The 17,502-nt window shown below is 40.1% G+C and carries 17 protein-coding genes, 2 pseudogenes and 2 other annotated features; of the genes and pseudogenes, 3 read left to right on the plus strand and 16 right to left on the minus strand.

Annotation, left to right across the window (positions count from 1 at the left end; translation table 11 throughout):
• Positions 1-39: 39 nt before the first annotated feature.
• From AC1Z3K_RS10050 to AC1Z3K_RS10075, 6 genes and pseudogenes are all read right to left on the minus strand, one after another.
• On the minus strand, positions 40-1,230 hold the full coding sequence (locus tag AC1Z3K_RS10050; RefSeq protein WP_461732643.1) for an amidohydrolase: 1,191 nt from the start codon (positions 1,228-1,230) through the stop codon (positions 40-42).
• A 17-nt stretch (positions 1,231-1,247) separates the two neighbouring features.
• On the minus strand, positions 1,248-2,081 hold the full coding sequence (locus AC1Z3K_RS10055) for a MetQ/NlpA family ABC transporter substrate-binding protein (protein ID WP_461732644.1): 834 nt from the start codon (positions 2,079-2,081) through the stop codon (positions 1,248-1,250).
• Between the two features lie 16 nt (positions 2,082-2,097).
• The gene (locus tag AC1Z3K_RS10060) at positions 2,098-2,778 is read right to left on the minus strand and encodes a methionine ABC transporter permease (RefSeq protein WP_461732645.1); all 681 of its coding nucleotides are present in this window, start codon (positions 2,776-2,778) and stop codon (positions 2,098-2,100) included.
• A 12-nt stretch (positions 2,779-2,790) separates the two neighbouring features.
• Positions 2,791-3,861 (minus strand): annotated as a pseudogene (locus AC1Z3K_RS10065) (methionine ABC transporter ATP-binding protein).
• A gap of 151 nt (positions 3,862-4,012) precedes the next feature.
• Positions 4,013-4,263: a binding site (T-box leader), on the minus strand.
• A 68-nt stretch (positions 4,264-4,331) separates the two neighbouring features.
• Positions 4,332-4,568, minus strand: a binding site (T-box leader).
• Between the two features lie 102 nt (positions 4,569-4,670).
• Positions 4,671-5,225, minus strand: a complete 555-nt coding sequence (locus AC1Z3K_RS10070) for a hypothetical protein (protein WP_461732646.1) — start codon at positions 5,223-5,225, stop codon at positions 4,671-4,673.
• Positions 5,226-5,258: 33 nt separating this feature from the next.
• A complete protein-coding gene (locus AC1Z3K_RS10075) occupies positions 5,259-5,618 on the minus strand; it encodes a hypothetical protein (protein ID WP_426084356.1) in 360 nt (119 codons plus the stop codon).
• 92 nt (positions 5,619-5,710) lie between these two features.
• Here AC1Z3K_RS10075 and AC1Z3K_RS10080 point away from each other — a divergent pair, with 92 nt between their 5' ends.
• Positions 5,711-6,538, plus strand: a complete 828-nt coding sequence (locus tag AC1Z3K_RS10080; protein WP_461732647.1) for a MerR family transcriptional regulator — start codon at positions 5,711-5,713, stop codon at positions 6,536-6,538.
• Between the two features lie 477 nt (positions 6,539-7,015).
• On the opposite strand, the gene AC1Z3K_RS10085 is transcribed toward AC1Z3K_RS10080, so the two are convergent.
• The 6 genes from AC1Z3K_RS10085 to AC1Z3K_RS10110 form a co-directional block, all read right to left on the minus strand.
• Positions 7,016-7,594 (minus strand): helix-turn-helix domain-containing protein, encoded by a 579-nt coding sequence (locus AC1Z3K_RS10085; protein WP_461732648.1) that lies wholly within the window; start codon positions 7,592-7,594, stop codon positions 7,016-7,018.
• 251 nt (positions 7,595-7,845) lie between these two features.
• Positions 7,846-8,619 (minus strand): ABC transporter permease, encoded by a 774-nt coding sequence (locus tag AC1Z3K_RS10090; RefSeq protein ID WP_461732649.1) that lies wholly within the window; start codon positions 8,617-8,619, stop codon positions 7,846-7,848.
• The gene (locus AC1Z3K_RS10095; protein ID WP_461732650.1) at positions 8,616-9,527 is read right to left on the minus strand and encodes an ABC transporter ATP-binding protein; all 912 of its coding nucleotides are present in this window, start codon (positions 9,525-9,527) and stop codon (positions 8,616-8,618) included. The genes AC1Z3K_RS10090 and AC1Z3K_RS10095 overlap by 4 nt, the downstream gene beginning before the upstream one ends.
• A complete protein-coding gene (locus AC1Z3K_RS10100; protein ID WP_426084361.1) occupies positions 9,524-9,727 on the minus strand; it encodes a PLDc N-terminal domain-containing protein in 204 nt (67 codons plus the stop codon). The genes AC1Z3K_RS10095 and AC1Z3K_RS10100 overlap by 4 nt, the downstream gene beginning before the upstream one ends.
• Before the next feature lie 192 nt (positions 9,728-9,919).
• Positions 9,920-10,321, minus strand: a complete 402-nt coding sequence (locus tag AC1Z3K_RS10105; protein ID WP_461732651.1) for a GNAT family N-acetyltransferase — start codon at positions 10,319-10,321, stop codon at positions 9,920-9,922.
• Between the two features lie 11 nt (positions 10,322-10,332).
• On the minus strand, positions 10,333-10,818 hold the full coding sequence (locus AC1Z3K_RS10110) for a GNAT family N-acetyltransferase (protein WP_461732652.1): 486 nt from the start codon (positions 10,816-10,818) through the stop codon (positions 10,333-10,335).
• 107 nt (positions 10,819-10,925) lie between these two features.
• On the opposite strand from AC1Z3K_RS10110, the gene AC1Z3K_RS10115 reads away from it, so the two are divergent.
• On the plus strand, positions 10,926-11,894 hold the full coding sequence (locus tag AC1Z3K_RS10115; RefSeq protein ID WP_461732653.1) for a diacylglycerol/lipid kinase family protein: 969 nt from the start codon (positions 10,926-10,928) through the stop codon (positions 11,892-11,894).
• A 258-nt stretch (positions 11,895-12,152) separates the two neighbouring features.
• Here AC1Z3K_RS10115 and AC1Z3K_RS10120 read toward each other — a convergent pair whose 3' ends face one another.
• The 4 genes and pseudogenes from AC1Z3K_RS10120 to AC1Z3K_RS10135 all read right to left on the minus strand — a co-directional run.
• Positions 12,153-12,617 carry an HIT family protein gene (locus AC1Z3K_RS10120; protein WP_461732654.1) on the minus strand — a complete coding sequence of 155 codons (465 nt, stop codon included), beginning with the start codon at positions 12,615-12,617 and terminating at the stop codon, positions 12,153-12,155.
• A 331-nt stretch (positions 12,618-12,948) separates the two neighbouring features.
• Entirely contained in the window at positions 12,949-15,537 is a 2,589-nt protein-coding gene (gene recD2, locus AC1Z3K_RS10125) for an SF1B family DNA helicase RecD2 (RefSeq protein WP_461732726.1), read from the minus strand.
• Positions 15,538-15,576: 39 nt separating this feature from the next.
• Positions 15,577-16,206: a histidine phosphatase family protein gene (locus AC1Z3K_RS10130; protein ID WP_426084366.1), complete on the minus strand. Its 630-nt coding sequence runs from the start codon at positions 16,204-16,206 to the stop codon at positions 15,577-15,579.
• Between the two features lie 324 nt (positions 16,207-16,530).
• Positions 16,531-16,770, minus strand: a pseudogene (locus tag AC1Z3K_RS10135) (transposase family protein); the annotation flags it as partial.
• A gap of 237 nt (positions 16,771-17,007) precedes the next feature.
• Between AC1Z3K_RS10135 and AC1Z3K_RS10140 the strand changes: the two are divergent.
• On the plus strand, positions 17,008-17,433 hold the full coding sequence (locus tag AC1Z3K_RS10140; RefSeq protein WP_461732655.1) for a GNAT family N-acetyltransferase: 426 nt from the start codon (positions 17,008-17,010) through the stop codon (positions 17,431-17,433).
• Positions 17,434-17,502: the final 69 nt, after the last annotated feature.

Consider the following 17,502-nt stretch of genomic DNA (forward strand, 5'->3'; position numbering starts at 1 on the left):
CTTATATAAACCTTTTTTATCAAACTATTTTTTTGCTACTCATTCAGCTAAATAGTTCAAAGCGTACTGTACATGATACTCAGCAGCCAAGAGCAGTCCTCTTTCATCGATATCAAATTTTTCATGGTGATGCCCATAATGAGTAGCGGGATTCTCCGGATTTCTGGTTCCTACACGACCATAAACTCCGGGTGCTTTACTTAAAAAGTCTGCAAAATCATCTGCTCCCAAGCTTTTTTGATGATTGGTAATCACATTTTCAGAACCGACAATGTCTGCAGCGACTTTCTGAGCCAGTTGGGTGGATTCTGCCTCGTTGATCAATGGAGCAGCTGCATCATAAATAGAAAAGTCCGAAACTTCTGTTCGATGAGCCTGAGCCACTTGTCTGGCAATCTCTTCGACCCTTGCCAAAACAAATGCTCGTGTCTCATGAGTGAATGCCCGAACTGTTCCTTCAATCTCTGCATGATTGGCAACAATATTGTAGCGTGTCCCCGCCTTGATAACGCCAATCCCAACAACTACTGGATCTAATGGCGAGACTTCCCTTGCGACAATTTTCTGCAGCTCTACCACAATGCTCGCTGCGGTCAGAGCTGCATCTCTTCCTACCTCTGGTTGAGCTACATGACTACTAAATCCTGTCACTTCTATCTTGAAGATATCACAGGATGCGTTGGTTGGTCCCGGCGTTGCCACTAGCTTGCCCACAGCTACACTGGAATCAAGATGGATGCCGAATACTCGATCTGCTTGCTCGACAAAGCCGCCGTCTACAAACTGACAAGCACCGGCTCCAATTTCTTCAGCAGGCTGAAAAGCCAGCTGAATCGTTCCCGAAAAATCCTCTTCATGATTCTTTAAAATCTTTGCGGCTCCCAGCAGAGCTGCCGCATGACCATCATGACCGCAGGCATGATTTAATCCCGGATTTTTCGATTGATAGTCTTTCCCGGTTTTGTCTGCCAGTTCCAATGCATCAATATCCGCCCGCAATAAAATGGTTTTTCCAGCCTTTTTCCCTTCAATGGTTGCCAGAACGCCGGTCTCGCCCACCGCTACATACGGAATAGCTAGCTTAGTTAATTCTGCTTTAATCTTTTCAATTGTTTTGTATTCTTTTAGACTAGCTTCCGGATATTGGTGAAAATGTCTTCTCAGAGTAATAATCTCCTCTTCTATGTCTAGAATCTCTTCTCTAATTGTCTTTTCTTTTACAATACTCATTTAGTCCATCTCCTTTTTTATTTACGTCCGAAAGTTTCCCATGCTGGCACGCTTGAGCCCTTTGATGTATCTTCAATCACTTTTTTTGTTGCATCCTGCTGGTAGGCATCCACTATTTTTTGATACAGCTTATTATCCTCATCTTCTTTTCTCGCCACAATGATGTTGACATATGGCTTAGAGGTGTCATCAACCGGCTCCAGATAAATCGCATCTTCTGTTGGAATGAAGCCAGCGTCAACTGCCATGCCGCTGTTAATAACAGAAGCGTCAACATCTTGTAAAGCCCGAGCGGTTTGAGCAGCATCCAGCTCTGTAATTTTCAGATTATGTTTGTTTTCGGTAATATCATTAACCGTTGGCGTTTGCTGTTTATCCGGATTTACTTTAATTAATCCTGCGCTCTGCAACAGCAGCAAGGCTCTACCGCCATTTGTCGTATCATTAGGAATGGCTATTTCACCGTCGTCTTCAATATCTTCAATATTCTTTAGTTTGTCTGAATAAATACCTAAAGGTGCACTGACCGTATTTCCAATAGAAACCAGTTCTGTATGATGCTCCTCATTGTAATTGTCTAAGAAAATCTGATGCTGAAACGAATTCAAATCGATTTCCTTTTCTGCTAATGCGGCATTAGGTTGGGTATAATCGGAAAACTCGATAATTTCTAAATCAATATCTTCTTTCTTCAGCTCTTCTTTGACTGATTCCCAAACCTCGTTATTGGCTCCAACGACACCCAATTTCACGACCTCGGTTTTAGTGCTCTTCGCATTCCCGGAAGTACATCCTGCTAATACCAAGCCTACAAAAGCCAAAGCGGCCAAAATTTTTACTGTTTTTTTCATTTAAATTCCCCATTCCTCAATGTGATGTTTTTTTGATTAACACGTTGCTGATAAACTGACTTAGAAAAACGAATAATAGAATAATAACTGTTGCGGCTATTGTGACATCGGTCTGAAAACGATTGTATCCTCTAGTAATTGCCAAGTTGCCTAAGCCGCCGGCACCAATTGCTCCAGCCATAGCTGTTAAGCCAATTAGATTGATCACTGTTACCGCAGATACCCGAATAATACTTGGCAGGCCTTCAATCAGATAGACACGGAAAACGATCCCGATGGGACTGGTTCCCATTGCCTCAGCAGCTTCAATGATTCCCTGATTTACTTCCAGCAGTGCGTTTTCTATTTGTCTGGCAAAAAAGGGGGTGACTCCTACAATCAACGGCACCAATGCCGCCGTTGTACCAATGGTTGTTCCGGTTAGAAAGCGAGTAATCGGCTGAATCAACGCCAGCATGATAATAAACGGAATTGAACGGCAAAGGTTGATGATTTTATCCAAAATACTATAAATCGCTGTATTGGCAAAGATTCCTCCTGGTGCAGTCGTTACCAGGACCACTCCTAAAAGTATACCGAAAATTCCAGCCCCCAAAGCTGTCCAGAAAACCATGTAGAGAGTCTCCCAAGTACTGCTGATAAATTCCTGTTTTAGCTGAATGACATTTGGAAAATAGTTTTGTAATAAGCTTCCCATTCTTGCTCCTCCTTAGATTACCTGAAAGGCTCTTTTTTCCTGCAGCTGTACTTTAGCCTGCAGCGTAGTAATTTTCACCTGCTGCTTTTCCAGATATTCTCTGGCTTTTTCCCGCTGCTTCTCTTCTCCGGACAATACCACAATCAGACGACCAATCGGTACCTGCTGCACAATTTCAACATCACCGTATAAAATATTAGTAATGACATGATATTTACTGAACAGCTGCGCAATCAATGGCTCACTAGTTTGTTCTCCTACATAAGACAGCTCAACTAGTTCTTCATTTTCTTTTAGGTTTGTCAGCGTTGGATGTTCAATAATTGTTTGTAAGGCCTGATCAATATGAGCTGCGGTCCGAATAAAATCTTTTGTCAACGCTTCTTTGGGATTGCTAAATACTCTCACAATGTCGTCTTCTTCGATTACTCTGCCGTTTTCCATGACCGCGACCCGATTGCAGATTTCCTTTACCACCTGCATCTCATGGGTAATCAAAACAATCGTCAATCCTAACTCCTAATTCAGCTTTTTCAATAGCTTTAGTATTTGACCAGTTGTCTTAGGATCCAAAGCACTGGTTGCTTCATCACACAAGAGGATTTCCGGATCATTTGCAAGTGCTCGGGCAATTGCGACCCGCTGCTTTTGCCCGCCAGACAGCTGGCTGGGATAGGCTTCCTGTTTTTCCTCCAGCCCAACCAGCTGCAGCAGCTTTTCAATCTTTGCTTTGCGTTCACTCTTTTTCAAGCCGGAATATTTTAATGAAAAGTCCACATTATCGAAGACTGAACGCTCATTCATCAAGTTGAAATGCTGAAAAATCATTCCTATTTTTTTGCGCTGTTCTCTAAGCTTTTTCGGAGAAAGTGTGAGTATATTCTCCTGATTGATTGTTATTGCTCCAGCAGTTGGACGCTGCAGTAGATTAATCACTCTAACCAACGTACTCTTTCCAGCTCCGGAGTATCCAACGATGCCAAACACATCTCCTTTATTAATCTGCAGCGAAACGTTTTTCACTGCTTCAATTGTTTTCTTTTTTTCTTGAAAGACAACATCAATATTTTTTAATTCAATCATGTTTTTCACCCCTCAGTTTATTTAGACAGGCAATTCAATCGCTATAGCAATGAACGCCGGAAAATCTGCTATACTATGCTCTTTTCAAAAATAGATACACCCTATTAGAAAAAATAGAAAAAGGCATCCTCAAATGTATGATTTTCATACACTTGAGGACGCCTTCTGCGTGTTACCACCTCATTTTGATACTTATTCACATAAGTATCCTCTTCAGGTACGGCGACAACTGCTCGCTTATACCCTGGCACGTTAACGGGTGCAACCGTCGCCGTCTTATGATTGCTCACTCGGGGCGCTGCTCAATGGCCATTTTCCATAATTCTGTCAACACCCGTTCTCAGCTCTTCGGGTTCTCTGTTGGATGACATCCATATGTACTTTCCATCTCGATGCGTTTGTTTTGTTTTTATTATTGCTGCTATGACCGGACTTAAAAAATAAAAAAAGCCCTTCTACTGGTTGTTCAGTAAAAGGGCGAATAATCGCGGTACCACCTTATTTTTTGAAACAGATTCTATCTGCCTCTCTCCATTCAAGTCATTGTTTAACTTGCTGCATTGATAACGGGTGCCGCCCGCAGCTGCTTACCTATCAGCAGCTTATTCTCAGAGGCCATCTTCTGCTTTTCTACCTTATCTCCTTTCACCAGACGGAGACTCTCTAAAAAGATAATCCAAACATACTTTTCTCTTCAATGAATTTTTTTATTTAAGTGTTGATTAGCATTCTATCGAAATTTTTTTAGTCTGTCAAATCTTTTTTCTATCTTTTTTTAAATTATTTTTCGGAACCGTTTACTTCATCACCTATTGATAAACTTTGGAAAATGTATCCAACATAGCAATCAATAAAGAAAAAATAGGTAAATTATCAGTTTTCACAGCATAAATAAGCGTGTTGGCAATCAATTCTCCCATCGTTTCCTGCACAGCCTGTTCTTCATGTTTATCCGCTTTTGGTCGTTGTTCTAAACGCAGGTTAAAGCTCTTAATCAGTTGCTTGTCCAATCCTTGAAAACTAGGCAGCTTTTCTCCCTCATTAAAAATCAACAGCTGTTTCAATTGCTTTACTTTTTCTGGGGCATTAATAAATAAGGACAATTTTTTTTGAAACAAATCAGAGCTTTCTTTATCAACGACAATTGGAAATTCTACCATCATCGTATGGATAAACCGCTGATTTAACTGTTCTAAAAATTGATACTTATTTCCATATAGCTTCTGAAATAGTTCACGGCTAATACCGGATCTTATTAGCAGCTCAGTCTGGGAAATATGCCAAAAATTTTTTCTCTTTGTCAACAGCTTCAAAGCGGTCAACAGCTTTCCATCAACTTCTTGTGCATAATCATTACGAAGCATTCGCCTCACCTGTTCCTTCTCTTTCCATCTTAGTTAAATTTTATGTTTTATAATTAAAACCGCCAGCTTATCACCGTTGTCCAGTTCCTTCCTCATTCCTTTATAACCATCAGGAACAACAATTGAAAACAATCGTTTGGATTTGACGGCAGCCTCCATAAATAAACGAATAAATGTATCGCTTAAATTGCCGTCAATGACCAGCTTTACTGATTGATTGCGAATCATTTCCTTTACCCCTTTAAGCTGTTTTAGAGGGTCAAGCAAAAGCTCTTTCCATGTGATAAAATGAAGAATACTGGCAGGATGACTGCCTAAGAGTAGATCAGACTGCTGCTCCTTTCCTGTGGATTGCTTCAGTCGTTTTTGAATGTATTCTTGAATGTTTTTCATTTCAAATCCCCTTTCCTCAGCTTTTACATGTGAATAAGGAGAGTATAAACCTTCAAGTCCCTTGAAGGTCAACCATTGAAGGGAGTTTTTTTATGGAAGAACGAAATTTTTATACAGTTAGTCAAGTTGCCGACATGTTGAAACTGCCTGCCTCTATGATTCGATATTGGGATGATCAGGGATTAATCCATTCCACCCGTCACCCTGAAAATGATTATCGTCTCTTTTCTCTGGAAGATGTTATCTTAATTAGCGATATTGATTTTTATAGAAAGCTGGGAACACCAGTTAAACAAATCAAGGATTTGGAAAGTAAAACGGTTATTGAAAAATTGGCTATATTAGATAAAACAGAGGATGAAATGAAGAAACAGATGGTTCAGCTGCAATTAAGACAGGAGCAGCTTCAGAGGAAAAAAAGACAAATTACACATCTCATAGAACTAGATGCAAGTAGTCTTAGATTGTCTAACCCGACTATCAGCCAAATTAATAAGGTTGACTTGACAGATAATCAGGTTCATCAATCTATCCTGAAAAATCCAGCACGCTTAGGTTTTCTTTTGGATGAAAGCGGTAAACAGCTCAGCCTTGGCTATGCAGTAACAGAACCAGCTGCTGAAATCCCGCACATCTGGCAAAAAAGCTCTGAAAATGTAGACTATTATGAGTTTCTTCTGGAAATAGGACAAGAAGAGCAAATGAATATCGAGACCATTAGAAATGATATAATAAGCCAAGGCTATCAACCTGGGAATACGGCAGGCTATTACCTTATGAGTGCAGCTGATCCAAAAACGGCCAGCTATGTTGAATATTATCACGCCTGGATTGAGGTCGAGACAAAAGTGTTTAGCTCCGAGAACCAAGTAGGTACTGTTCAACATCAGCTCATCCCTCGCTGTGTTTCACAGCAATAAGACGAATTATCCGGAAATTGTCAAGAAACACTACGAGGGAACCGAGTAGATGTTGATTGATACCTACCTGGAGCTTTTCATATTTTTGAGATCGTTCGGCTTATTTCCGAGAACTTCAACTCTTAGTGCTTTTAGCACTTAGAAGTTGATGCTATCGGAACAAAGTGTAGTGAGCTACTTTTGCGTCTACGGTTCTCACTCTGTTGCGATCCTCGAAGCATACAAAGACTGGAACGCCGTTTATTTGGATTTTAGAGAAAGAAGAGTTCAGGCATTTACTTATGTCCCACTCACAAAACTAAATAAACGGTATGCTGACATTCTCCATGCTTTAAAGATTAGAACAAAACAAGAACCTTGGAAACAGAAGCTGACTCTTAAAAAAAACAGATGATATAAAAATGGTATCTCCCATTTTTATATCATCTGTCTAATTTTTTTAAGACACAATATTTCCACAACAACGTTTTTCTATGCCTATTGAAATAAACTTCGGTCTCTCCAGCCGGTAATCAGCAGCCACATAAAACCAATAAAAATAAGAACATATAGCAGCATACCTATGGGATTTCTAGGATTAAGCGCCCAGCCAACACCAAGGCTTTTAGGTATAACAACTGGTGAGTGCCAGCCGCTATTTAAGCTATCTTTAGGTGTCACAATAAAATAACGGGCAACTGTTAAAATATACATCACAGCAACTAGAACAACCGGCAGCCAATTCGGTGTAAAATTAATTTTATCCCAGATACCTAATAGGAACAGCAGCACAACACTAATCAAGAAACCGTCTAACACTTTTCTTTTTTTCAGCTGTTCCAGTTTTTTTGCATCCTCATTCATTTTTTTCATTAAATGGTCATCTCCTTTAAGTAATAAATCCAGAGAAATACCATAATAATCACTCAGCAAAATAATCGTGGGAATATCAGGAAAATTTCTACCAACCTCCCAATTTGAAATTGTCTGCCGAGACACATGGATCTGATCGGCAACCTCCTGTTGTGTGTAGCCAAGATTTTCCCGCTGCTCCTTTAATTTTTCTCCAAGCGACATCTGATTATTCCTCCTTCATCCAACTTTAAAAAATTAACCTATAAATGACAAGCTAATCTTACTGGCAAACCACAGAATATGCAAGCTCGATATTCAAGCATCCCGCCATTACAATAAAACAAAAGAGTTAACGGTCGCTTTCCGATAACTCTTTTAGTTTAAAAATAACTAAGATTTTATTTGATTGAACAACTGATTAAACATTATATCCCGCACAAAACCAACTGCTAATAGACTGTTGCAGATACCTGTTAATACACAGGCACTTTTTTAAAGCGCAGGCCGGCACAGCACACCGCAAGAATAACTAATCCGAGTGTGATTAGCAAAGGAAGCAGACTGTTGCTTATATCTATACCATTTTTCAAACCTTCGGAAGTCACTCCTATTAAGTTGAGCGGACTCACCTTCTCAATTGCTGAGAAAATATTCAAAATCAAAAGACCTGCTATCGCTAAAAAGCTTAACAGCAGTCCGCCTGATGCCTTTGGAAGCAAAACCTGACCCAGCTGGCTGACACCAATAAAAAACACACCGAATAACCAAAGTGAAAATACGTACCAAAGTATAGTTCCAACAGGCTGATTTTCTCCTGAGAACAGTACAAAATTATATAGATAGGTAATTAAAGCTGAGCCAGCCAGCCCTGCCAACCATAAACCAGCTTGATAGCTAAACTTCGCCAGCATTGCCGTATTTCGATTGATTCCTTTGGTTACCAGTAAAACCATAGTACCATCACTTAATTCTTTTCCTAAAGATTGGCCAAAGGTAATCATAAAAATAATTAACGTCATCTGACTGTGGTTACTGAAAAATTGGAGCCAGCTGTCATAAACAGTTGGCATAGGAACCTGAATCATCAAGCTTTCTCCAGTCCCTAGATTTTTAATAATTTCCGGTAGTAATTTAGCTGTAGCTGGCGCCGCCAATCCGAATAAAAGAAATAAAATGCTGATAATAAAAAATCGATACGTTCGAAAGGCCTCCACAGCTTCTTTTTTAATTAAAATTAAGTAAGTCATTCTTTTGTCACCTCCATAAATATTGATTCTAAAGACGGTGTTACTTGCTGAAACGTTTTAGGAAGAATCGACTGTGCTGTTAGATACTGAAGAAATTGTTGCCCATCCAGCTGAATATCCTTTATCTCAATCGTAAGTTCGTTATCTTGCTGCCTAATTTCGAAGTCGTTAGAAAATTTATGCATAAAATTCAGCGCTTCGTTTTCTTTGGCAAACGCAATAGTCAGCTGTTTTGTGTGGTAGGATTTTTTTATTTCATCCATGCTTCCAGAACAGCGGATTTTTCCCTTGTGAAGAATCGCTACATAGTCACTAATTTTTTCAACATCTTCCAGAATATGGCTGGAAAACAAAATAGTCGTTTCTTTTTTCAGCGACAACATCAGCTCCAATACTTCTTTTCTTCCTAACGGGTCCAACGCTGAAGTCGGTTCATCACAAATAATTAACCTGGGACGGTTCAGCAAAGCCTGAGCCAAGCCTAATCGCTGCTTCATACCACGGGAAAAATGGCCAATTCGGCGATTGCCGCTATGCAAATTCACTAACTGGAGCAGCTCCTCTACTCGATTAGATAATTCAGTCTTGCTGATACCTGTCAATTCTCCAACTAAAAATAAATATTCCTTTGCCGAATAATAAGAATAAAATGCCGGAACATCAGGCAGGTAGCCAATCGCCTCATTTGTAGCAGAGTCGTTGTAAGAAACTTTATTTCCATAAACAAGTATTTCTCCTTTTGTCGCAGGAAGTAAGCCTAGAATGATATTCATTGTAGTGGTCTTCCCAGCGCCATTTTCTCCAACGAAGCCATAAATGGCATGCTCCGGTACAGTGATGCTAACGTCTTCAAGTACTTTTGTTTGCCCAAATGACTTTTGAATTCCTTTTACTTCCAATACATTCATAGTTCCTCTTCCCTTCCAAACAGAAAATAGATGATTGGTCCAATGACCTGAAAGAATAACACAATCAGACACCAGATCCAGACGCTCACAAATCGAACACGCTTATGTTTTAAAATGTGAACCAGTGCAACAAGCGACAAGGTTAGCGACACTGCTAAATAGGGAATTAAATACGGTAGATACTCTATAAGTTCATTCAATTTTTACACCTTCTTTTATATCATTTGTATTATATATAATAATACAAATGATATAAAATAGCAACACAAATAAGACTGCACAAATTTAAAATCAAATGCCGCAGTCTCTCACCAATTAAATGTTCAGTTCAGATCCAGCACTACTATTAGGGATCTAATCTAGGGTTTGAAAGTGCTCCGTTCTCTCAACTATTACCGTTTAGCAATACTCACTTCAAAAATCGAACCCTCTCTACGATAGCCTTTTCCTTCGTAAAAATCATCCACATCCGACATAACATACACTGTTTGCTCCGGGTATTCCAGACAAGGCTGCTCCATCAGCCGCTGTGCAATTCCTTGCCCTCTGAATTGCTTATCTACTAATAAATCATAAATATATACACCAAAAATTCCATCTATCCGGCAACGGCAAAAGCCCACAGTCTTACCATCAACTGTTGCTAAATATGTTTTTGATTCCTTCACAGCGGTTTGGTATGCCGCTTGCCTTGTTTCACTTGTGTAGTCGTTCCATTCCGATCCTTCATTAATCATCAACTGAAGCAGGTCCGGCCAATTTGTTTCTTGATAATACTGAATCTGTATTTCCATTCTCTTTTCTCCTAACTAATTAGTTGTTTTGTTAGTATTTCTGTAGCCAATCCATCCATTACCCCTTTAAAAGTTGAATGAAAACCATTTTGGATCAATATTTTTTTAGAAGCAGTATTTTCCGGGTCAATGATTGCAGTTATTTCTTTTAATTGAGCAGCAACAGCCATTTCTACTAATTTTTCCGCGGCTGCACGCCCATACCCCTGCCGCCAATAGTCAGGAAGCAGCATATAGCCGATTTCAGCTTTGCCTGCCTGCTGCTCATCCGGTGTAATATGGGCTAAGCCAATATACGTATTTGTCTGTTCACTATAAATCTTAAATGAGCCAAATTTATCCACTTGCTGGTTTCTTCTCAACAGCTTTTCAAATTTTTCTTTTGCTTCAGTCCCTGGTATTGCACGCTCAGTAATCTGAGCCATTACCCGAATATCAGAAACCAGCTGATAGTACTTTGAAAAGTCCGAGGCTGTAAATTTCTCTAACCTTATCATAGTCTTTTTCCTTTCCTACTTACTCTGAATCAAGTATACCCTGAGCAACTTCTGCTTTCAATCTCCCTCCGGTCTGCTATAATAAAGATTTGTAGAAGGAGGCTGTTATGGAAAAGCACTTATACCTTATTATTAATGAACATGCCGGCAGCGGAAATGGAAAAAAAGCGGCTGCCAAACTAAAAAAACAACTACAGCTATTAAATGTACAGCATACAATATTTTATACTAAATACGCCGGACATGAGAAGGAGCTTGTTCAACAGCTGGCTGAGAAAACACTCATTCCATGGACCGACGATTTTGCTGGGGAACTCTTTCCCCTGGTCGTCCTTATGGGCGGTGACGGCACGCTGCATAGTGCGGCAAATGCTCTTTCCCGCATTAATCCCGAAATTCCGCTAGCTTATCTGCCCTGTGGTTCAGGAAATGATTTTGCCAGAGGCACAGGAATTGATCGTCAAATTGAAAAGGCCCTGTCCCAAATTCTGCGGGCGGATGAGCCTCAGAAAATTCAAGTAATCGCCTACAAGGATGATGTTCAGGCAGAACAAGGAATCGCAGTTAACAATATTGGCATCGGACTGGATGCAGCGATTGTTCAGGCAGCGAATACTTCTAAAGCAAAACAGGCACTGAACAAATTCAATATGGGTTCTTTATCCTATCTGTTTGCTATTTTAAGAGTATTATTCACTCAAAAAGGATTTCCAATTCTAGTTGACATTAATGGCAAAGGTGTGGAATTTAGCAAGGCATTTTTATGCACCATCACGAATCATCCCTATTTTGGCGGCGGTGTTGCTATCGCTCCGCAAGCTGACCCTAGAAAACCAGTTCTTGATTTAGTTTTAGTAGAACGTGTTAATATTTTCAAAATCTTTTGGCTGATTTTCTTACTTACACGCAAAAAACATATGGAATCCAAGTATTTTCATCATTATCAATCAAGTAAATTTAGAATTGTTTCGACTATTCCCGAATACGTCCATGCAGATGGTGAAATATTAGGCCAACGGAATCTTGATATCACCTACACTCTTGATCAACGGTTGTTTTGGTTTACAAATGATTAATTATTACAACTAAGGCATTTTCTATAGTAAAGCTTACTGGAGCGGATTTTCCCGCTCTTTTTTGTGTTCTTCAAGTAGGGCTCTATCAAGCCGTTACGGCCCTTCATCTTCTTATCAAAGGATTTCATCTTTTCATTTCAGCTAATAGGCGTTTGGAACAAACAGCAGCTGCAATACTTACAGCTTTTCCATTGCTTTTTTATTCTATTAAATCATCATAACAAGGCTCATATTCATTCCTCTTTTTAGCGGCTTTCTTTATGCAAAATCATTTTCAATGTATCTCTGCAAATTGCTTCGTACCTTTTCATCAAATACAGCAATCGCTGTTTTATCTCCTCTAGGTGCATTTGGCCACTCATCAACTTTTGCTCCCAAGTACTCCTTCGGTGCTCCTGCGTATCGAGCCACTAGATGGATATGGAAATGATTGACTCCTTCTCCCATGATAAACGAATAGACATGCTCTATTTCAGGCAAGCTAGTCAATGCCTGAGCCAGCCTCTTCATCATAATGCCTAGTGCCGCCATTTCCTCGTCTGTCGCATCATACATCCCGCGAAAATGCCGTTTTGGTTCTATAAAATAATAGCCTAAATATACGGTGTCTCCTTCTCTCCACGCCTGACGATGGCTTACATAAAGCATATCATTTTGATAAACAGGAGCAGCAGCAACCTTATGCTTCTCACAAATTAGACATTCACTTACCAATATATTCATCCCTCTCTACTTATATTTATATCTACTTAATGCAACAGAAAAAAACAAGCTTCTTTTTACTATTTTAAGTATAACAAAAGCGGGTGTAGCTATGTCTCAACTTTCACCGTTTATTTATAAAAAAAGAGCGGGATTTAAATTCCCACTCTTGTCTTTTAATCACCTGATCTTCTTATTATAAAATAGCTGTTCGTATTGCTGACCTCAAAAAAGCGGTTTGCATAGATAATCGTAAACTCAGTTCTCCCGAAGATAAGCTAACACACTCAAAATAAGAAAAAGCTTTTTCAAATGTGCTTTCTTTTCTCAAAGCTCAACATTAGTCAAATTTTCACATAAAATCTTCTGGTTTAAGGTCGTCCATTCCAATCATCGGATCAATAGTCTGCTCAGCGGCCTTCTGCGGTGTCAACAGCCAGTCCATTTCTGTTTCTATCTGCTGCTCCACCATTTCTGAATCCACTTCAAATAATGACATTTCTGCTGCTGTATTTTGCTGATTCTTTTTTCTATCTATAACAGCAGACGACTGATAAGCTGATGGTGCTTCTTCAATAACAGGTGTCTTTTCTTTCTTTTCATTAACTACTTCCGGAAGCTCTGTTCCAGCGAAAGGCGAGTCTTTCAGCCGCCCCTCTTCATATGCTTCAAGCTGAGCTCTGATTGAAATTGTCATATTACCAGCTTCACTAATCCGGTTGCTCAACAATGTTTTTCGACTTGCAGATTCCCGGCTGACACATTCCTGAAATGCACTGGTTTCTCCTAATAAAATCAGCAAATCCTTACTTCTTGTTACTGCTGTATAGAGCAAATTTCTCTGAAGCATACGATAGTACTGCTTGACAATCGGCAAAATAACCATTTTAAACTCACTACCCTGTGCTTTATGAATAGAACAGCAGTAAGACAAGGTAATCTTATTCCACTCATTCCGCTTATAGCTGACCTCTGTTGCATCAAACTGCAGAACCAGCTCGTCTACTTTATCCTCGGACTCTTTCGCTGTAATGATGCCGACAACTTCACCCATATCACCGTTATAGACATTTAACTCAGGCGTATTCACCAGCTGAAGCACCTTATCGCCAATTCGATAAACCGTATCATTCCAGGCTACTTCCTTCTTTGTACCATCATTGGGATTAAAGATCTCCTGCATCATCTTATTCAAAGCATCAATCCCCGCCGGTCCCCGATACATAGGAGCCAGCAACTGAATATCCTGAGCCGTAAAGCCTTTGAGCTTAGCCTTGGTTACGATTTGCCGTACGTAGGTTTCAATATGGTAGGCATCACTTGGAAAGAACGAACGGTCTTTTTGATTTTGAGTAAAGTCTGCTGGAAGGCGTCCCTGTCTAATTTCATGAGCTAGAGGCACAATGCTTGAGCCATCCCCTTGACGGTAAATCTCCGTTAGTTCTACACTAGGCAGTTCTTCAATCTGTAGTAAATCATGAAGTACCTGTCCGGGACCAACCGAAGGCAGCTGATCTTTATCCCCTACCAAAATCACCTGCATATTAGTCGGAATTGCCTTAAACAAGGTATTAGCCAGCCAGGTATCAACCATTGACAGCTCATCAACAATCAGTAAGCCGCCCTCCAGCTCTTTTGCACTGGCAGAAGGATTCTTTTCTCTTCCTGTCAAGCCCAGCAGACGATGGATGGTGCTGGCGTTCAGTCCCGTAGTTTCATTCATCCGCTTTGCTGCCCGCCCTGTTGGTGCTGCCAGATGAATTGGAAACATGTTCTGAGTATAATCTTTGATATCCAAAGATAAACCATTCAACTCAGCAAACAAGGAAACAATCCCATTAATAACAGTTGTTTTCCCTGTACCTGGTCCTCCAGTTAAAATAAACAGCGGCGATTTTATAGCAGCTTCAATTGCTCTCTGCTGCGACTCTCCGTAGACAATCCCCAACTGTTTTTCAACAATTCGGATGGTCTTTTCAATTTCCTCTTGGTCATAGGAGATTTCTTTTTTTCTTGCCAATAGCCGCTGAATCGAACTGCCAATCCCCCATTCAGCAAAATAGAGACTGTTTTCAAACAGCTTTGTGCCTTCCTGCTGAATTTTTCCTTCTTCAACAAGATGAATGATTTGTGTCGCTGCCTGATCCATCGAAATTTCAACAGGCCGACTGGCTTCCAGTATTTGGATAGTATTCTTCAGCAGTTCCTCAGCCTCCACATAGGTGTCGCCGGTTCGTACAGAATGCTGAAAGACTTCATGGGTAACAGCAGCTCGAATCCGTTGGTCAGAATCCGCCCGTATCCCCAGCTGCTCAGCTATTGTATCTGCCCGCTTGAAGCCGATTCCTTCGATATCTTCAACTAGTTGATAAGGGTTTTCCTGAATAATAGTTAACGTCTCTTCTTTATATGTCTGATATATCGTAAAAGACAGCTGGCTCCCAAACCCATAGCGGCTCAAGCCAATAATGACTTGCTCCATACCATGATTCTGACGAATCGTATCAAGTATCTGAGCCCGTTTCTTCTCATTTAGCTGCGGAACCTGTTCTAGAAGCTCTGGTTTTTCAATGATTCGGTCAATAGCCTCATCTCCCAATAGCTCAACGATTTTCTCAGCAGTCTTTTTCCCAATACCTGGGAACTTATCACTTGAAAGATAAGCAATGACTCCGTTTGTTGAGGTTGGACGTTCCTGCCGGTAGCTTTCCGACTGAAACTGTCGGCCATAGCGGGGATGATCTACAAAATCACCAAAAAAACGATAGGGCTCTTCCTCCTGAATGTCTCCAAAGCTGCCGGTTACGACAATTTCTTTTTCCAAATAATCTGTATTCGTATCGGTTACCGTCACCAGCATCACCTTGTAAAAATTGCTGGGATTTTGAAAAAAGATTGCCTCAACTTTTCCGACTATGAATTTCGCTTCTTCCTCCTGCATCAACATTCTATTCACCGCCTTTCTACCGTTGATTTCTTACTACTGAAGGAAAGAATCATCGTTCCAAAGCAGCAGTTCATAGGGAAATCCATTTTCAGGTTCCTGAGTTTTCAAAATAGTCAAGCTGTTGTTCATCAGCCCGCCCATACTCCGAAGCTCTTTCTTTTCTTTGCCGGACAAATGCTGAACACTAGCGGTCATTGATGCACCATGCCCCACAAACAGATAGGGGCCTTCTCCATTACTTACTGCTTCTCTTACTACCTTGGAAATACGTTCTATCGCTGCTTCAATCCGCTCTCCTTCAAAGATTTCCGGTTCATATTTATCAAGATGATATCTCATGTTGTCCAGCTGTTCACCATAAATTTTCCGCATTTCGGCAATCGACTGTCCTTCAAGCTTCCCTAATCCCAGCTCCTTTAAATCGTCTGTATACACTATTTCTACAGGCTTAATCAGCTCGGCATTGATTCCTTCAGCTGTGGTACGGGCACGCAGGGAAGTGCTTGAATAAATCTTTTCAAAAGGCACCTCTCTAATCTGTTCTCCCAATTTTTTTATTTCATCATAACTTGATGGAAGCAAGGGCGAATCGCCTGTCATCCCTTGAAAGCGTAATTCTTTATTCCATTCTGTTTTTCCATGTCTAGTAAAGTACAGCTTCATACCTTAAATACCTCCATCAATGAACATTATCGATTTTCAATCCTTTTCAGTTTATCATTTTCAATGAAAAATTTCTATGTTTCCCGACCATTCACCACGACAAAAGCATGAAAATAACTCTCTTGATTATAGATACTTAGTCAAGGGTCAAACAGAAATCCGGAGACCACACTAATGAATTGAGACAGCTAGCCGGAAGCGACTCGGCTAAAATCGTGCCGATTCCATTCCTAAATAGCGTCAAACTCGCTGTATTTCTTATGCTAACAGCAAGTAATTCCCTATTTGCTTCTACAGCTGCTTCAATTCTTTACTGGCTCCTTCCTATTGGAGAAAACACTGGACTCGATAAAGATAAATCATTCCTATAACTCGACAAATGGTGTCTTTTGAAGGAGCATCATTTTCCAGAGCAATGAAGTGTTTCAAAATCGTTTTATTATGCAAAGTGAAAAAATGACTTTCTTCCCATTCGTTACAATTTGCCCAGTGGTCGAAAAAAACAAACATCACACTAGCTGATAATGAATGAACCACCTTGTGTGTTTGACGAGAATCGGTGACTTGAGATAGGGACCTTCATGAAAAAGTGCCCTTCTACATTGGATTGATAGTTTCAGCCTAGTTCATTACTACCAACAGGAAAAGAAAGTCTTTCATATTTTTTCACTTTCTTTTTTCTTCGTGCTTTTATCCTAGCTATTTTCCCTTTCCACTAACTTTTAGCTAAAATACCTCCAAATAAGCGGCTTCCTATTTATTACTTCCTTTTATATAATACTTAATAAAAGGAGGTAAACCATGATTCACTTTAAAAATCTTGAGCTCAAAGAAAATGAAGATAAGCTGATTCGCTTTCTGGAAGAACATCAGCTGGAAAATACTGGTATAGCTCAAAAGAAATCAAGCAATTTTTCTAAGGGTCTTTTTGATGATGACCGCTATATTGGAGGCATTACTGCCAGCAATTGGATGAATACTACCCATATCTCCCTCCTCGCTGTGGATAAAAATTACCGTAAGAGCGGTTTGGGTACGATGCTGTTAAAAGAGGGCGAAGCTTTTGCTCAGAGCCAGAACACAGAGATTATTACTATCCATACACAGGATTATCAGGCAAAAACATTTTATGAAATGCACGGCTATTCAGTTTTTGGTCAACTAACTGATTCTCCCTTTCACGGGACAACAAAATACTATCTTGAAAAAAGACTGCCTATTGAATAATACTAGCTCAATGCGTACGATGATTTGAAAAACGACGAATTTCCAAAGATACTGGAAACTCGTCGTTTT

The organism is Enterococcus sp. LJL128, from assembly GCF_056924295.1.

Coding starts and splice junctions, on each gene's coding strand:
- AC1Z3K_RS10070 (WP_461732646.1), bottom strand. CDS start 5,225: ATGCTTCGTAATGATTATGCACAAGAAGTTGATGGAAAGCTGTTGACC.
- recD2 (WP_461732726.1), bottom strand. CDS start 15,537: ATGCAGGAGGAAGAAGCGAAATTCATAGTCGGAAAAGTTGAGGCAATC.
- AC1Z3K_RS10085 (WP_461732648.1), bottom strand. CDS start 7,594: ATGTCGCTTGGAGAAAAATTAAAGGAGCAGCGGGAAAATCTTGGCTAC.
- AC1Z3K_RS10060 (WP_461732645.1), bottom strand. CDS start 2,778: ATGGGAAGCTTATTACAAAACTATTTTCCAAATGTCATTCAGCTAAAA.
- AC1Z3K_RS10080 (WP_461732647.1), top strand. CDS start 5,711: ATGGAAGAACGAAATTTTTATACAGTTAGTCAAGTTGCCGACATGTTG.
- AC1Z3K_RS10050 (WP_461732643.1), bottom strand. CDS start 1,230: ATGAGTATTGTAAAAGAAAAGACAATTAGAGAAGAGATTCTAGACATA.
- AC1Z3K_RS10075 (WP_426084356.1), bottom strand. CDS start 5,618: ATGAAAAACATTCAAGAATACATTCAAAAACGACTGAAGCAATCCACA.
- AC1Z3K_RS10105 (WP_461732651.1), bottom strand. CDS start 10,321: ATGGAAATACAGATTCAGTATTATCAAGAAACAAATTGGCCGGACCTG.
- AC1Z3K_RS10120 (WP_461732654.1), bottom strand. CDS start 12,617: ATGAATATATTGGTAAGTGAATGTCTAATTTGTGAGAAGCATAAGGTT.
- AC1Z3K_RS10140 (WP_461732655.1), top strand. CDS start 17,008: ATGATTCACTTTAAAAATCTTGAGCTCAAAGAAAATGAAGATAAGCTG.
- AC1Z3K_RS10095 (WP_461732650.1), bottom strand. CDS start 9,527: ATGAATGTATTGGAAGTAAAAGGAATTCAAAAGTCATTTGGGCAAACA.
- AC1Z3K_RS10110 (WP_461732652.1), bottom strand. CDS start 10,818: ATGATAAGGTTAGAGAAATTTACAGCCTCGGACTTTTCAAAGTACTAT.
- AC1Z3K_RS10130 (WP_426084366.1), bottom strand. CDS start 16,206: ATGAAGCTGTACTTTACTAGACATGGAAAAACAGAATGGAATAAAGAA.
- AC1Z3K_RS10055 (WP_461732644.1), bottom strand. CDS start 2,081: ATGAAAAAAACAGTAAAAATTTTGGCCGCTTTGGCTTTTGTAGGCTTG.
- AC1Z3K_RS10090 (WP_461732649.1), bottom strand. CDS start 8,619: ATGACTTACTTAATTTTAATTAAAAAAGAAGCTGTGGAGGCCTTTCGA.
- AC1Z3K_RS10115 (WP_461732653.1), top strand. CDS start 10,926: ATGGAAAAGCACTTATACCTTATTATTAATGAACATGCCGGCAGCGGA.